This window comes from Candidatus Sulfotelmatobacter sp. (assembly GCA_035504415.1).
Classification (GTDB): domain Bacteria; phylum Vulcanimicrobiota; class Vulcanimicrobiia; order Vulcanimicrobiales; family Vulcanimicrobiaceae; genus Vulcanimicrobium.
Map to the genome: position 1 here is coordinate 1 of DATJRY010000021.1, position 14,481 is coordinate 14,481.

The following is a 14,481-nucleotide window of genomic DNA, read 5'->3' on the forward strand; positions in this document are numbered from 1 at the left end:
CGCGATCGTCACGACCAGCCCGAACTCGGCCAGGAAGCGCCCCGTCTGCCCCGGCAAGAACGCGATCGGCAGGAACACGACGACGTCAACGAGCGTGATCACGATCGCCGCCGGCCCGATCTCGGTGCGGCCGAGGATCGCGGCGGTGCGCGGCGCCTCACCGTCCTCGAAGTGCCGCTCGACATTCTCCAGCACGACGATCGAGTCGTCGACCAAGATCCCGATGATCAGGGTCATCGCCAGCAGCGAGACGGTGTCGATGGTGAAGTTGACCATCTTCATCACGAACAGCGTGACGCACAGCGAGGTCGGGATCGCGATCATCACGACGATCGCGTTGCGCCACGAGCGCAGGAAGAACAGCATCACGATGCCGGTGAAGATGATCGCCTCGATCAGCGTGCGGACGACGCCCTGCAGCTGCTGCTCGGTGTAGACCGACTGCACCGAGAGGACCGAGAACTCGACGTCGGGATAGGTGCGCCGCAGCTGCGGGAGCTCGGCCAAGACGTGCCGCGAAGTATCGACCTCGCTGGTCCCGGCGGACTTCTGCACGTCCAGCTCGACGCACGGGATGCCGTTCGAGTACGCGTAGACGCGCTGCGTCTGATAGCTGTCGTCGACGTTGGCCACGTCCCCGATACGGTACAGGCGCGGCTGGGTCGAGAACACGTTGGTGCTCGCCGTCGAGCTCGACGTGGAGCCGCCCGTGACCAGCAAGTCGGCGACGGTCGGTACGTTCTGGATGTCGCCGCGCACGTCCAGGTTCGTTTCGCGGTTGGGCGAGTAGAGGATGCCGCCCGGCGCGCGAATGTTGTTGTTGGTGATCGAGCTGATGACGTCGGTCAGCGTCAAGCCGGACGCGCTCAGCTCGTTGGGATTGACGTTGACCTGGATCGACGGCGTGACCGTCCCGTTGGCCTGGACGTACGAGACGCCGGTGACCTGCTCGAGCGACGGCACGATCTTGTTGATCGTCAGCGAGGAAAGGTCACCGGCCGCCAGCGAGCGCGAGCGCAGCACCAGCGAGACGACGACGGCTTCGCTGGGGTTGTAGAGCGAGATCTGCGGCGACTGGACGTCGTTGGGGATCGAGTGCTGCGCGTTCTGCACGCGGCCCTGAATCTGCACCAGGTCGTTGTTCTGGTCGGAGCTGAGCTGGAAGACCGCGACGATCGACGCCTGGCCGGGTTGGATCGACGTCTCGAGGTAGTCGAGCTGCGGCGCGCCGGCCATCTGATCTTCCAGCGGCCGCACGATCGCGTCGCGCATCTCGGTCGTCGAAGCGCCCGGATAGGTGACCAGCACCTGGATCGAGGGCGTGTCGGTGCTCGGAAACTGCTGCTGCACGAGCGTCGTCGCCGCGATGGTGCCGGCCAGCAGCACCAGCGCGAGGAAGACCGTGACCAGCGTCGGGCGCTGGACGAACAGCCGGGTCAACGACATCTAGGTGGTCTCCACGGGCTGCTCGTGCGTATGCGCGTCGGCGGCCAGGCGTTCGAGCGAGATCTTCTCAGGTGGGCCGGGCGCGAGCCAGACGTACATGACCGGGACCAGCACCAGCGTCAGCACCAGCGAGCTGCTCAGGCCGCCGATCACGACCGTCCCCAGCGAGCGTTTCGCGGCGTCGGTCGGATCGAGCGCGAGCGCGAGCGGCAACATGCCGGCGATCATCGAGAGCGTCGTCATCAGGATCGGCCGGAAACGCTCGCGGGCCGACTGTTTGATCGCGGTGACCTTGTCGAGCCCTTCCTCGACTTTCAAGATCGCGAAGTCGACCAGCAGGATCCCGTTCTTGCTGACGAGCCCGACCAGCATGACCGTGCCGATCAGCGAGAACAGGTTGAGCGTCTGCCCCGTCAGCGCCAGCGCTCCCAGCGCGCCGATCGAGGCGACGGGGATCGCGAACATGATGACCAGCGGGACGCGATAGGCGTTGTAGAGCGCGACCATCAGCAGATAGACGAGCCCCAGCGAGAGGATCAGCGAGGTACCCAGGCCGTTGACGGTCTGGAAGGTGCTCTGCTGCTGGCCGCCCGCGGCCGCGGCGACGCTGACCGTGTTCGGCAGGTGCAGCGCCGCGACGCGCTCCATGAACGCGCGCTGCACGCGCGAGACCGTGTAGCCCGGCTGCACGTTGGCGCCGATGTGGATGACGGTCTGGCGGTTGATGCGGGTCAGCAGCGCCTCTTCGGGATCGTTCTGCAGCGTCGCGAAATCGCTCAGGTGCACGATCTTGCCGTTGAGCGCGCGCACGGGCAGCTGGGTGAGCGTCGACATCTGGTACTGATCGGCCATCGGGTAGAGCACCTGGACGTACTTCGTTCCGGTGCCGTCGCTGGCGTCGAACTGGGTCGCCAGCGTGCCGCCGAAGGCCGCGCGCACAGCCTGCGCCGCCGACCCGATCTGCACGTCGAGCGCCCGCGCCCGGTCGCGGTTGAAGACGATGTCGAGCTGCGGCGAGAGCTGGAGCGCGGAGCTGTTGACGTTCATCGCGCCCGGCGTGTCCTGCAACGCTTCCAGCACTTTCGGCGCGTAGGCGTCCGGCTCGCCGCGCGTCGCGCTGACGGCGACGTCGATCGGCTGCTGGTTGCCGCCGCGCGTCCCCGTCGCCGGCACCGCGAAGACGCGCGCGGCCGGCACCTCCTGGTGGCCGATGCGGTTCATCATCGCGGCGATCTGCGCGGTCGTATGCGTGCGGTTGAGGTCGAGGACGACGCGGATCTGCCCGTTCGAGCCCAAGTTGACGCCGCCGCCGAAGCCGGCCTGCGCGCTGCCCGAGGTCGAGGTGATCGTATCGACGTCCGGCAGCTGCAGGAAGCGCGCCGAAAGCTTGCGGACCGCGGCGTCGGTCGTCGTCAGCGGCGTTCCGGTCGGAAATTGGATCGTGCAGAAGATTTGGCCGCGGTCGACCGCCGGGATGAACTCGAAGCCGATGAACCCGAGCGGGATCAGCGCGATCGCGCCCAGCGTCAAGGCGATCGCGCTGCCGAACACGACCCACGAGAGGCGCAGCGCCGCCGGCAGGATGCGCTCGGCATAGAACGAGCGCAGCCGCTCGAAGCCGCGGGTGAAGGCGTTGATGAAGCCGGGAACCTTCCAGGTCGAGAGCAGCGACCAGTTACCGGCCAGCGACGGCGTCACCGTGAACGAGACGGCCAGCGAGGTCAAGGTCGCGATGGTGACGACCAAACCGAACTCGGCCAGGAACCGCCCGACCTGTCCCGGCAGGAACGCGATCGGCAAGAACACGACGACGTCGACCAAGGTGATGATGATGGCCGCCGGACCGATCTCGGCGCGGCCCAACACCGCGGCGACGCGCGGCGGTTCGCCGCCGTCCTCGTAGTGGCGCTCGATGTTTTCCAGCACGACGATCGAGTCGTCGACGAGAATCCCGATGATCAGCGTCATCGCCAACAGCGAGACGGTGTCGATGGTGAAGTTCACCAGCCGCATCACGAACAGCGTGACCAGCAGCGAGGTCGGGATCGCGATCATCACGACCACGGCGTTGCGCCACGAGCGCAGGAAGAACACCATCGCGATGCCGGTGAAGATGATCCCTTGCAGCAGCGTCTTGAGCACGCCGACCAGCTGCTGCTGGGTGTAGGTCGCCTCGTTGTTGAGGACCTTGAACTGCACGTTCGGGAACTGGGCTTCGATGGCGGGGAGCGCGTCGACGACGTTCTGCGCCGCCGTCACCTCGCTGGCGCCGGTGGCCTTCTGCGCCTGCAGCGTGATCGCGGGCTTGGCGTCGACGTACGAGGCGACGCGCTTGGGCTCGTAGCTGTCGTCGACGTTCGCGACGTCGCCGATGCGCGGCAACAGGGCCGATTGCGAGTACGGGTTGGTCGCGTCGGAGGCGAGCCCGGAGGACGCGCCGCCGCTGCCGGTCGCCAGCGCCGGGATCCCCGCGCCGCTCTCACCGGTCATCGCCGGCGGCGCGACGTTGCTGGTCGTCGGCGGCGTCACGGCGCTGGGCGCGGTGGTCGGCGGCGCCGTCACGCTCGACGACGGCGCGATCTGTGCGGCCGGCGGCCCGGTCGCGACCGCGATCGGCGGGACGACGACGGCCGGCAGCGGCGTGGACACGCCGCCGGCGCTCGCGCCGGCGTTGGTGTTCGCCGCGGCGCCGCTGGCGGCCGCGTTCGACGACGCGGTGCCGGCCGCGTTGCTGGCGGCCGAGACGGTCTGCGAGGTCGTGGCGCTCAGCGACGAGTCGCTGCTCGGGAGATTGGTGGTCGTCACCAGCGCGGAGCCGCTGCCGGCGCTGGTCGTCGCGCTGGTCGAGCTGCTCGGCGCGCCGGCGCTCGACGAGCCCCCGGCGCCCGACGCGGCAGCGCCCGCGCCGGCCTGGCCGCCACCGCCGATCGGCGCGGGGGTCGCGGTCGCGCCGGCGGTCGAGGCGGCGGCGTTCGAGAGCGAGAGCGCCTGGTTCGTGCTGCCGCTCAGATTCGAGTACTTCTGGTTGACGGCACCCGAGGGCGAGGTCGCGCCTTGCAGCACGGCGGTCGAGCCGGCCAGCAGCAGGTTCTCGATCGACGGCACGGTTTGGATGTCGCCGCGCACGTCGATCGTGGTCTCGCGGTTGCCCAAATACGCGATGCCGCCCGGCGCGCGCACGTTGTTGGCTTGGATCGAGCTGACGACGTCGGTGGTCGTGAAGCCCCACGCACTGAGCTTGTTCGGATCGACGTCGACCTCGAGCGCCGGCGTGACCGTTCCGTTGGCGCTGACGTTCGAGATGCCGTCGACCTGTTCGAGCGCCGGGACGATCTCGTTGGTCACCACGCCCGAGAGCTGCGGCAGGTTGAGCGAACGCGAGGTGACCGCGATGGTGACGACGTTGATCTGCGCCGGATCGAAGGTGCGCACCGTCGGCGCGGGCAGGTCCTGCGGCAGCGCCGACTTCGCGGTCTGAATGCGGTCCTGGACCTCGGTCAAGTCGGTGGTCTGGTTCGACTCCAGCGTGAACGTCGCCGAGATCGTGGCTTGGTTCTGTTGGATCGAGGTGTTGAGGTGGTCGAGGTCGGGCGCGCCGGCGATCGCGTCCTCGACCGGAATGACGACCGAGTCACGCAGCTCGGACGGCGAGGCTCCCGGATACGCGACGCTGACCGTGACGGTCGGAAAGTCGATGTTCGGGAACTGCTGCTGGACCAGCGTCGCCAGCGAGAACGAGCCGACGAGCGCGATCAGCGCCACCAGCACGAACACCAGCGGCGGCCGATTGACGAAGAGCTGCGTGACGCGCTGCATCACTCCTCGGCGAGGGACTGCCCGTCGGAGAGCCCGAGCTGCCCGTTGCTGACGACCTGCTGACCCGCCTTGACCCCGCTGACGATCGAGGTCGTGCCGTCGGAGCCGAGCTCGCGCACGTGCACCGTCTTGGCGACCACGTCGACGACGTTGTCCTGCGCGATCATGATCGTGGTGTGGGTGTCGTCGAGGAACGCGGTGGTCGGAATGCCGACGCCGCTGACGGGCGGCAGCGACGCGGTCGCCGTCACCGGCAGGCCGGATTGCAGCCTGCCGTCGGCGTTGGTGACCAGCACCTTGACGGTGAAGTTCGTCGAACCCGGCGTGACCTGGCCCAGCACCGCGACGACCTTGCCGGTGTAGGTGGTCGAGTTGGTGCCGGCGACGACGAGCGAGACCGGCGCGCCAACCGGGATCGCGAACGTATCGGAGCTCGACGCGTTCAGCATCGCGTAGACCTGGTCGAGCCGCTGCAGGGTGAAGATCGTGCGCGAGCCCGGGTACTCACCCGGGTTGAGGTTGCGGTTGATCACCACGCCGTCGATCGGCGAGACGATCGTCGCGCGCGAGATCTCGGCCTGGTACTGCCGCACCGTGGCCTGCGCCTGCGCGACGGCGGCGTGCGCCGCGCGCGCGTCGGCGACCGCCGAGGCGACGTTCGAGGCCTGCAGGCCTTGGTTCGCGGTGCCGTTGACGTTCTGGTTCAAGATCGCCGACTGCAGCGCGGCCTGCGCGTTGCGCAGCGCGGCCTGGTCGTTGAGCACCTGCGTCTGCTGCTGCTCGAGCGCCTGCTGCGCGATGTAGCCGTTGGCGATCAGCAGCCGGTCGCGGGCCAAGTTGGCCTGATCGTTGGTGAGGTTCTGCTGCGCCTGCGCGACGGCCGCGCGCGCCGACTGCACCGAGTTGCCGCCCTGACCGATGTTCAGCGTCGCGGTGTAACGCGTCTGCGCGACCTTGGCGTCGTCCGATTCCGCCGTGCGCTGGTCGGCGACGACCGTCGCCTGCGCTTGCGCCAACTGCGCTTGCAGGTCGGCGGTGTCGAGCACGGCCAGCACCTCACCGGTGTGGATCCGGTCGCCCTCGTTGACGTTGACGACGTCGGTCGGTTCGGAGAGCGAGCTCGTGATCGCGACGTTGAGCAGCGGTGCGACCACGCCGGAGATCGTCGAGGTGGCCCGGACGGTCGTTTCACGCGCCGCGGTCGTCGGGATCGGATTCGGCGAGGCCTGGCCGCGCAGCCCGCGCCGGCCGGCGCCGCCGCGGTTGCAGCCCGCCACCAGCACGGCGAGGACGAGCGCGGTCACGAGAATGGTTCGGGTACGGTTCATCGGCCCTCGGGGGTCGGCGGCGTGGAGGCAGAATCGAGAGTATGGCCGCCGAGCCTGTGGATTCCCCGAGGCGGGCGGCCGCGCATCCCGAGGTGCCGCTGAAACTCGGGAAGCCCTGCAAGCGTACCCGTGGCGAGACGCGTTTCGCCCTACGGAGCATGAGCATCGCATGAACGCCGCCGCCGACTACGCCGCCGCCGCCGCGCAGCTGACCCGCACGCTGCCGGCCTACGTCGCGTACACGGACCGGACCGAGGGCGGCTTCGGGCCCTTCCACGGCGGCCAGAGCTCGAAGGTGGTGGTGCACGTTCCGGACGGACGGGTCATCAGCGGCCATCCCGCCACGGTGCACTTCGGGACCGGCAACTGGCGCGAAGCGGAGCTGCTGACCAACCCGCCGTTCCGGCCCGCGTGCTACGCGCCGACGGACGCCCAGGCCGCCACCTTCGACGGCAAGCCGGCCGAGCGGATCGCGCTGCGCCCGCGCTGCCGGACGGGAGAGGACGACGCCGACTTCACCGTCCTCTACGTCGATCCGAACAGTCGCGCGCCGCTCGCGGTCGTCGGCACGGACGACGACAAGGACGTCCAGGCGCGGGTCGAGGAGCGCTTCATCGCCGTCGACGGCTACACGGTTCCCGCCGGGCTGCACGTGAAGGTCAAGGGCGAGGGCTGGATGGGCTGGCTCGACGTGACCGCCAACGTGGAGCTGAGCGACTACCGCTTCAGCGCGACGCCGCTCTAAGGGCTCACGTCAGCGCGGGCGGAATCCAGCTGCCGTTCAGCGCCGCCGGATCGGGCCAATAGAGGCGCAAGAGCAGCGTGTACGGCCCGGCGGGCGCCGGCAGCCAGTTGGCGCGCCGAGCCGCGTCGGCCGGCGGATCGGCACCGAGCTCGAGCGTCAGCCCGCCGTCGGCGTCCGCCACCAACGGATCGCCGTCGCGCAGCGCGTACCGGTCGAGCGCGTTCGGCACCAGGTAGCCGTCGGTGTCGTACATCGTCAGCGACCAGAAGCCGCGCTGGGGCGGCAGCGCGCCGGGTGCGAAGCGCAGCCGGCGCCGGCCTTGCGAGCGCGTCGCATAGTAGAGCGCGTCGGCCGGCAGGTTCGCGGCGATGCCGTACGCGGCGACCCGCGCGCGCAGCAGGTCGTCGGCACCGAAGTTCGCGGTGCGCGGATCCGAGCGCAGCCAGAACGTCGCCGTCAGCGGCAACGAGCGCACGTCGAGCGTCGTGATCTCGCGCAGCGCCGCCGCCGGCGCGGACTGCAGCGCCGCTTGCGCGCTCGGCGAGAGCGCGGCCATCTGCACGGGCCCCCCGGGCTCGATCCCCAGTTGCGCGAGGTCGCGCAAGCCCGCACCGTCGCCGGACGGCGGCGGATTTCCCACCAGGCGCGCCGCGGCCAGCGAGAAGAACGCTTGGGCGCTCATCGCCGCGACCAGGTCGCCGAGCTTGACCGGATCGCTCGCCGCATGCGAGACGCCGGGGGCGGCGTTGCCGCCGGCCAGCGGCCGCAGCGTGAAGCCGTCTTGCAGCGCGTGGACGGCGGCGAGGTCGGCCCCGGCGTGCAGCGCGATCCGGTTGAAGATCCAGCACGCGTCGGTCGGCGCGTCGACGCGGCGCACGCCGCGCAGCGCCACGTGCTGGCCGGGTCGCGCGAAGACGAGCTGCTGCGCGGCCCCGCCGCCGGTGCGCGTGCCGGGGTCGGCGAACACGTTCGTCCACGCGTCCATCACCTCGCACACGTAGAAGTGCCCGGCGCTGGCGGGTATGGTGAGCAGCACCGGTCCGTTGCGCAAGTCGAGGAACGCGCTCGAGTACAGCGTGTCGACGTTGGGGCGCACGATGAACCGGTTGGCCGGCGTCGCGAGCGCGCGATCGTGGCGGAATTGATTCGGCGCGGTCGCGGTGAGCTGATGCCGCTCGGTCAGCGCGACCAGCACCAGCGGATAGGCGAAGACGTAGGCGCGGATCGCGGCCTCGGTCAGGTCGTCGCCGGGAGCGGCCCCGGCCGCGCCGCCGGTCGCGGCCAGCGCGGCCGCGGAGCCGGCGAGAAAGAGGCTGCGTCGCATGCGCAGCCTCTTAGCCGTCAGTCGTGCGGAGCGCTGCCGGCCGCCGATTGCGCGGCGGCGAGCCGCGCGATCGGGACCCGGTAGGGCGAGCAGGAGACGTAATCGAGCCCGAGCTCGTCGCAGAACGCGACCGACGACGGCTCACCACCGTGCTCGCCGCAGATCCCGATCTTGAGCCCCGGCCGCTCGCCGCGTCCCTTCTCGACGCCGGTGCGCATCAAGCTGCCGACGCCGACCCGGTCGAGCACCTGGAACGGATCGTCCTTGAGGATCTTGAGCTCGAGGTAACGCGGGATGAAGCTGGCCTCGGCGTCGTCGCGGCTGTAGCCGTAGGTCGTCTGGGTCAGGTCGTTGGTGCCGAACGAGAAGAACTCGGCGATCGACGCCAGCTCGTCGGCGACGATGCACGCGCGCGGCAGCTCGACCATCGTGCCGATGTGGTACGGCACCGCGACGCCCTGCTCGGCGATGACCGCGTCGGCCACGTCGCGCGCCGCGTCGGCGGTGACCCGCATCTCCTCGACCGTGCCGACGCCGGGGATCATGACGTCGGGCCGGGCGTCGACGCCGCGTTTGCGCAGCGCGCAGGCGGCCTCGAAGATCGCGCGCACCTGCATCGCGTAGATCTCCGGATACAGGATGCCCAGCCGGCAGACGCGCAGGCCCAGCATGGGGTTCTGCTCGTGCAGCGCACGCACGCGCGCGAGCACCTTCGTCTTCTCGCGGTACGCCGGATCGTCTTCGCCCTTGTTGATGCGCAGCTCCGTCGTCTCGACGAGCAGCTGCTCGAGCGAGGGCAGAAACTCGTGCAGCGGCGGGTCGAGCAGCCGGATCGTGACCGTATAGCCGGCCATCGCTTCGAGGATCCCGGCGAAGTCGTCGCGCTGGAACGGCAAGAGCGTCGTCAGCGCTTCCGCGCGCGCGTCCGGCGTGTCGGCGATGATCATGCGCTGCACGACCGGCAGCCGGTCGGGCTGCATGAACATGTGCTCGGTGCGGCACAAGCCGATCCCGGTCGCACCCAGCTCGCGCGCCTTGCGCGCGTCCTCGGGGGTGTCGGCGTTGGCCCACACGCCCAGCCGCTTCCGCGCGTCGGCCCAGCCCAAGAACGTCGCCAGCCAGTCGGGGAGCTGCGAGGGCGGCGGGATCAGCTCGAGCTTGCCGATGACGACCTGGCCGGTCGTACCGTCGATCGTGATCCAATCGTTCTCGCGCAGCTCGTGGCGGCCGATGCGCGCGGTCTTGGCGCGCCGGTCGACGACCAGCGCGTCGAAGCCGGCGACGCACGGCTTGCCCATCCCGCGCGCGACGACGGCCGCGTGCGAAGTCGCGCCGCCGCGCGAGGTCAGGACGCCGCGCGCGGCGATCATGCCGTGCACGTCGTCGGGCGCCGTCTCGACGCGCACCAGGATCACCGCGTCGCCGGCCTTGCCGCGCTCGGCCGCGAGGTCGGCGTCGAAGACGACCTGACCGGTCGCCGCGCCCGGCGAGGCGTTGAGGCCGGTGCCGGCGACTTCGTACTTCTGACTGGGATCGATGCGCGCGTGGAACAGCTGGTCGAGCGAGGCCGCGTCGACGCGCCGTAACGCCTCGTCCTTGGTGAGCAGCCCTTCGCTCACCAGATCGAGCGCGATCTTGACCGCCGCTTCGGCGCTGCGCTTGGCGCTGCGCGTCTGCAGCATCCAGAGCTTACCGCGCTCGACGGTGAACTCGAGATCCTGCACGTCGCGGTAGTGCATCTCGAGCTGGCCGGCGATGGTGACGAACTGCGCGTAGACGTCGGGCAGCTGCGTGCGCAGATCGTCGATCGTCATCGGCGTGCGGATGCCCGCGACGACGTCTTCACCCTGCGCGTTGCGCAGGTACTCGCCGAACAGGTGCTTCTCGCCGGTGTTGGGGTCGCGGGTGAACGCGACGCCGGTCCCCGAGTCCTCGCCCAGGTTGCCGAACACCATCGAGACGACGCTGACGGCGGTGCCCCAGTCGTCGGAGATCTTGTTGAAACGGCGGTAGTCGATCGCGCGCTTGGAGTTCCACGAGTCGAAGACGGCTTGGATCGCCAGCTCGAGCTGTTCGTAGACGTCCTGCGGAAACGGCTGGTGCGTGTGGTCGCGCACGATCTCGCGGTACTGCGCGATCACTTCCTTCCACTTGCACGCGTCGAGCTCGGGATCGGTCGCGACGCCGGCTTTGTGCTTCGCCTCCTCGACGACCTGATCGAACTCTTCTTTCGGGATGCCGAGCACGATGGTGCCGAACATCGCCATGAACCGGCGGTAGGCGTCGGCGGCGAAGCGGTCGTTCCCGGTCAGCTTCGCCAGCGCGATCACGGTCTCGTCGTTGAGACCCAGGTTGAGGATGGTGTCCATCATCCCCGGCATCGAGACGCGCGCGCCGCTGCGGACGGAGACCAGCAGCGGGTTGTCGGAGCGCCCGAACTGTTTGCCGGTCCGCGCTTCGAGCTCGCGCATCGACGCCCGCACGGCCTCGCGCAAGCCGTCCGGAAAGCGGCGGCCGGCGCGGTAGAAGTCCAGGCACGTCTCGGTCGAGATGGTGAAGCCGGGCGGCACCGGCAGCCCGGCGCGGGTCATCTCCGCCAGGCCGGCCCCCTTGCCGCCCAGCAGGTCCTTCATCTCGCCGGAGCCTTCCTCGAAGAACCAAATACGCTTGGGTGCGGCCGGGGTACTGGGTGGGGCGAGAACCGCCTCGGACACTCTCTTCCCTTCCTGGGTAGGCATGCGTGGAAAATCGTTGTACCGCCGCGTGCGCACGACGGAAATCTTCTCCGTGCTTTCCATGAGCAAAAGCTTTCCCCCCGCTCGGCCGCTTCAAGCAGGGTATGTCCCGGAAGAATAGCCGATCGCCGGGCGCCGGCGCATCGGACATTTGGCGGACCGGAGCGCAGGGGGTCCCTGCCGCTAACGTCTCAGCGCGCGTCGTGAAAGATGATGCCCAGGGTGACGCGTTCGCCGTCGCGCACCTCGCCGACACCGTGGCGGAACTGCGTCCGCGACCAGCCGCGCGCGCTGCGGATCGGGCGAGCGGCGTTGGGGAAGACGACGGCGTCGCCCAGCCCCAGCGGGACGACGTGCGCGAGGCTCTGCCGGCGCGGGCGCTGCTCGACCAGCACGAACTCGCCGCCGGTGAAGTCGGTCGGTGGGCTGAGCAGCACCGTCGCCTGCAGCGGGAACGCGACCTCGCCGTAGCGGTCCTGGTGCAGCGCGTTGCGGTCGCCGGCGCGATAGCGCAGCAGCAACGGCGTCGGCCGCGTCTGGCCGGCGGCGGCGCAGCGCTCCAAGAACGCCGGCAGCGTCGCCGGGTAGCCGCCGGGCTCACCGAGCTGCTCGGCCCACTGGTTGGCGACCGGCGCGAGCGCGGCGTAGAGCCGGGCGCGCAGGCCGGCGACCGGCTCGGGTACGGGTGCCGCGAAATAACGGTAAACGCCGCGCCCGAAACCGAGCGGCTCCATGTCGACGGTCTTGCGGAACGCCGCCACGTCGTCGAAGCGCCCCCGCAGCGCCGCGCACGCGGCCGCGTCGAGAAGGCGGGGCAGGACGGCGTAGCCGCGCTCGGCGAGCTCGGGTGGAACGGTCATGGCCTCTAGCCTACCGCGCGCAGCGCCCGCCGGCGCCCCGCCGGTTGCGCCCGCGTTCGCTAGGCCGGCAGCGTCGGCTCGGGCTCGCGGACGCGGATGTCGTGGGCGCGCAGCCGGAAGGCGAAGGTGGCGCCGTGGGGGCCGTTGGCCAGCAGCGCCAGCCCGCCGCCGGCGCGCTCGGCCGCCCGCCGCGCGATCGCCAGCCCGAGTCCCGAGCCCTCGATCTCGCCGCGATGCGGCATCGCGCGAAAGAAGCGCTCGAACACCGTCTCGACGTGCTCGGGCGGCACGCCGGGTCCGCCGTCGCGAATCGACACTTCGACCGCCCCGGCGTCGATGGCGCGCGCCGCGATCGCGATCGGCGCGCCCGGCGCGTACTTGAGCGCGTTGTCGAGCACGTTGGCCAGTGCTTCGTGCAGCTCTTCGCGATCGCCGACGATCGTCGCGTCGACGGCCAGGTCGAGCTCGATGTGCGCGTTCTGCGCCAGCACGCGGCGCGCGCTGACGACCTCGTCGATCAGCCCGGCCAGCGGGAACGGCTCGACCGGACGCTCGCGCGGCGACTCCATGCGGGCCAGCAGGATCAGGTTGTCGATCAGCACGCGCATCCGTTTGCCCTGCGCGTCGATGCTCGAGAACGCTTCGTTCGCGGTCGACTCGCGCGGATCGACTTTGCGTTTGAGCACGTCGACGAACCCGAGCACGATCGCCAACGGCGTGCGCAGCTCGTGGCCGGCGTCGGCGACGAACTGCCGCATCCGCGCTTCGGCCTGGGCGCGCTCGGTGAAGGCGGCGTCGACCTGTGCGGCGGCACCGTTGTACGCCTGCGCCAGCTCGTCGAACTCGCTGCGCCCGGCGACGGCGATCGGCTCGGGCGTGAAATCGCGGGCGGCGAAGCGCCGCAGCGAGCGGGTGACGTCGATCAGCGGGCGCAGCACCTGCGAGGTGATGTAGCGGCCGACCAGCCAGGCCATCACCCCGGCCAGCACCGTCACGATCAGCACGCCCGCGATCAGCCGCAGCGCGACGCTCTCCAACCGCGCGGGATCGAGCACGACGATCATCTCGCCGCCGGCGAACGGCACGCGATGCGGACGCGCACCCAGCAGCGACCAGAACGGGAACGCGCGCAGCCCAGGCACCCAGCCGGGACCCGGACCGCCGCCGCCCTCGCCCGGTCCGGCCCGCGGCGGACGCGGCAGCACGCGCGCGACGCCGTTGACGATCAGCGTGCCGGGCCGCCGTCCCGGCGGTGGGCCGCCGATGCGGCGCGGCGGCCGCGCCGAGGCGATGATCAGGATGCCGGCGCGCGCTTCGCGCAGGCCGAAGCCGCGTGCCGCGATCTCGAACGGCGTTCCGCGCAGCTCGGCGCGCACGCCCGCCTGCTGCGCGCTGCTCGCGATCCCTTGCGCCGCGTCGTCGAGCAGGCGCGTGTAGAGCACCAGGCTGAGCACCGCGAAGGCCATCAGCACCAGCAACGCACCGATCGTCGCCGCGCCGACGTACCACGAGGTCAGCCGGCGCGAGAAGGCGTGATACATCGCGCTAGTCCGCCCGCAGCGCGTAACCCGCGCCGCGGATGGTGCGGATCAGCCGCGTCGCCCGGCCCTGGTCGATCTTCGAGCGCAAATACGAGACGTAGGTCTCGACGATGCCCGGCCGCACGTCGCGATCGCTCCCCCAGACCAGATCGAGCAGCTGCGCGCGTGAGAAGACGCGCTCGGGATTGGTGACCAGCAAGTGCAACAGCGACCATTCGCGCGAGGAGAGCTCGATTCGCTGGCCGCCGCGGCGCGCCTCACGCCGATCGACGTCGAGCACCAGATCGTGATACGCGACTTCGGCGAAACGCTCCAGGCGCGGGCGGCGCAGTGCCGTCTCCAAGCGCGCGGCGAGCTCCGACATCGAGAACGGCTTGGCCAGATAGTCGTCGGCACCAGCCTGCAGGCTGCTGACCTTGTCGTCGAGGTCGCTCTTCGCGCTGAGCATCAGGATCGGCGCTTCGGTGATGCGCCGCAGCTGCGGCACCAGCTCGATGCCGTCGACGTAGGGCAGCATCACGTCGAGCACGATCGCATCGGGACTCCACTCGCGCACCGTGCGCAGCCCGGTCGGGCCGTCGGCCGCCGTCCGCACCTCGAAGCCGTACTCCGGCAATCCCAATTCAAGCAGCTTGCGCAGATAGCGCTCGTCGTCGATCGCGAGAACCCGCGGCGGCATACTCTTC

General features: G+C 70.2%; 9 protein-coding genes. 1 reads left to right on the plus strand and 8 read right to left on the minus strand.

Features of this window, described 5'->3' with window-relative positions; translation table 11 throughout:
* The 3 genes from VMD91_17880 to VMD91_17890 all read right to left on the minus strand — a co-directional run.
* Positions 1-1,446, minus strand: a 1,446-nt coding sequence (locus VMD91_17880; protein ID HTW85945.1) for an efflux RND transporter permease subunit, incomplete at its 3' end; no start/stop codon positions are given.
* The gene (locus tag VMD91_17885; GenBank protein HTW85946.1) at positions 1,447-5,262 is read right to left on the minus strand and encodes an efflux RND transporter permease subunit; all 3,816 of its coding nucleotides are present in this window, start codon (positions 5,260-5,262) and stop codon (positions 1,447-1,449) included.
* The gene (locus tag VMD91_17890; GenBank protein ID HTW85947.1) at positions 5,262-6,566 is read right to left on the minus strand and encodes an efflux RND transporter periplasmic adaptor subunit; all 1,305 of its coding nucleotides are present in this window, start codon (positions 6,564-6,566) and stop codon (positions 5,262-5,264) included. Before VMD91_17890 ends, VMD91_17885 begins: the two co-directional genes overlap by 1 nt.
* A gap of 193 nt (positions 6,567-6,759) precedes the next feature.
* Here VMD91_17890 and VMD91_17895 point away from each other — a divergent pair, with 193 nt between their 5' ends.
* Positions 6,760-7,335 (plus strand): hypothetical protein, encoded by a 576-nt coding sequence (locus VMD91_17895; protein HTW85948.1) that lies wholly within the window; start codon positions 6,760-6,762, stop codon positions 7,333-7,335.
* Between the two features lie 4 nt (positions 7,336-7,339).
* On the opposite strand, the gene VMD91_17900 is transcribed toward VMD91_17895, so the two are convergent.
* The 5 genes from VMD91_17900 to VMD91_17920 form a co-directional block, all read right to left on the minus strand.
* Positions 7,340-8,659 carry a DUF1254 domain-containing protein gene (locus tag VMD91_17900; GenBank protein HTW85949.1) on the minus strand — a complete coding sequence of 440 codons (1,320 nt, stop codon included), beginning with the start codon at positions 8,657-8,659 and terminating at the stop codon, positions 7,340-7,342.
* 17 nt (positions 8,660-8,676) lie between these two features.
* Positions 8,677-11,457: a pyruvate, phosphate dikinase gene (ppdK, locus tag VMD91_17905; GenBank protein HTW85950.1), complete on the minus strand. Its 2,781-nt coding sequence runs from the start codon at positions 11,455-11,457 to the stop codon at positions 8,677-8,679.
* A gap of 128 nt (positions 11,458-11,585) precedes the next feature.
* A complete protein-coding gene (locus VMD91_17910; GenBank protein HTW85951.1) occupies positions 11,586-12,254 on the minus strand; it encodes a 2OG-Fe(II) oxygenase in 669 nt (222 codons plus the stop codon).
* Positions 12,255-12,313: 59 nt separating this feature from the next.
* Positions 12,314-13,795 (minus strand): HAMP domain-containing sensor histidine kinase, encoded by a 1,482-nt coding sequence (locus VMD91_17915; GenBank protein HTW85952.1) that lies wholly within the window; start codon positions 13,793-13,795, stop codon positions 12,314-12,316.
* 4 nt (positions 13,796-13,799) lie between these two features.
* Positions 13,800-14,474, minus strand: coding sequence for a response regulator transcription factor (locus VMD91_17920; protein ID HTW85953.1), 675 nt, complete (start codon positions 14,472-14,474; stop codon positions 13,800-13,802).
* Positions 14,475-14,481 lie beyond the last annotated feature (7 nt).

Excerpts from the sequence above, each read along its gene's own strand:
- VMD91_17885 (HTW85946.1), bottom strand. The coding sequence starts at position 5,262 with ATGCAGCGCGTCACGCAGCTCTTCGTCAATCGGCCGCCGCTGGTGTTC.
- VMD91_17895 (HTW85948.1), top strand. The coding sequence starts at position 6,760 with ATGAACGCCGCCGCCGACTACGCCGCCGCCGCCGCGCAGCTGACCCGC.
- VMD91_17900 (HTW85949.1), bottom strand. The coding sequence starts at position 8,659 with ATGCGACGCAGCCTCTTTCTCGCCGGCTCCGCGGCCGCGCTGGCCGCG.
- ppdK (HTW85950.1), bottom strand. The coding sequence starts at position 11,457 with ATGGAAAGCACGGAGAAGATTTCCGTCGTGCGCACGCGGCGGTACAAC.
- VMD91_17910 (HTW85951.1), bottom strand. The coding sequence starts at position 12,254 with ATGACCGTTCCACCCGAGCTCGCCGAGCGCGGCTACGCCGTCCTGCCC.
- VMD91_17915 (HTW85952.1), bottom strand. The coding sequence starts at position 13,795 with ATGTATCACGCCTTCTCGCGCCGGCTGACCTCGTGGTACGTCGGCGCG.
- VMD91_17920 (HTW85953.1), bottom strand. The coding sequence starts at position 14,474 with ATGCCGCCGCGGGTTCTCGCGATCGACGACGAGCGCTATCTGCGCAAG.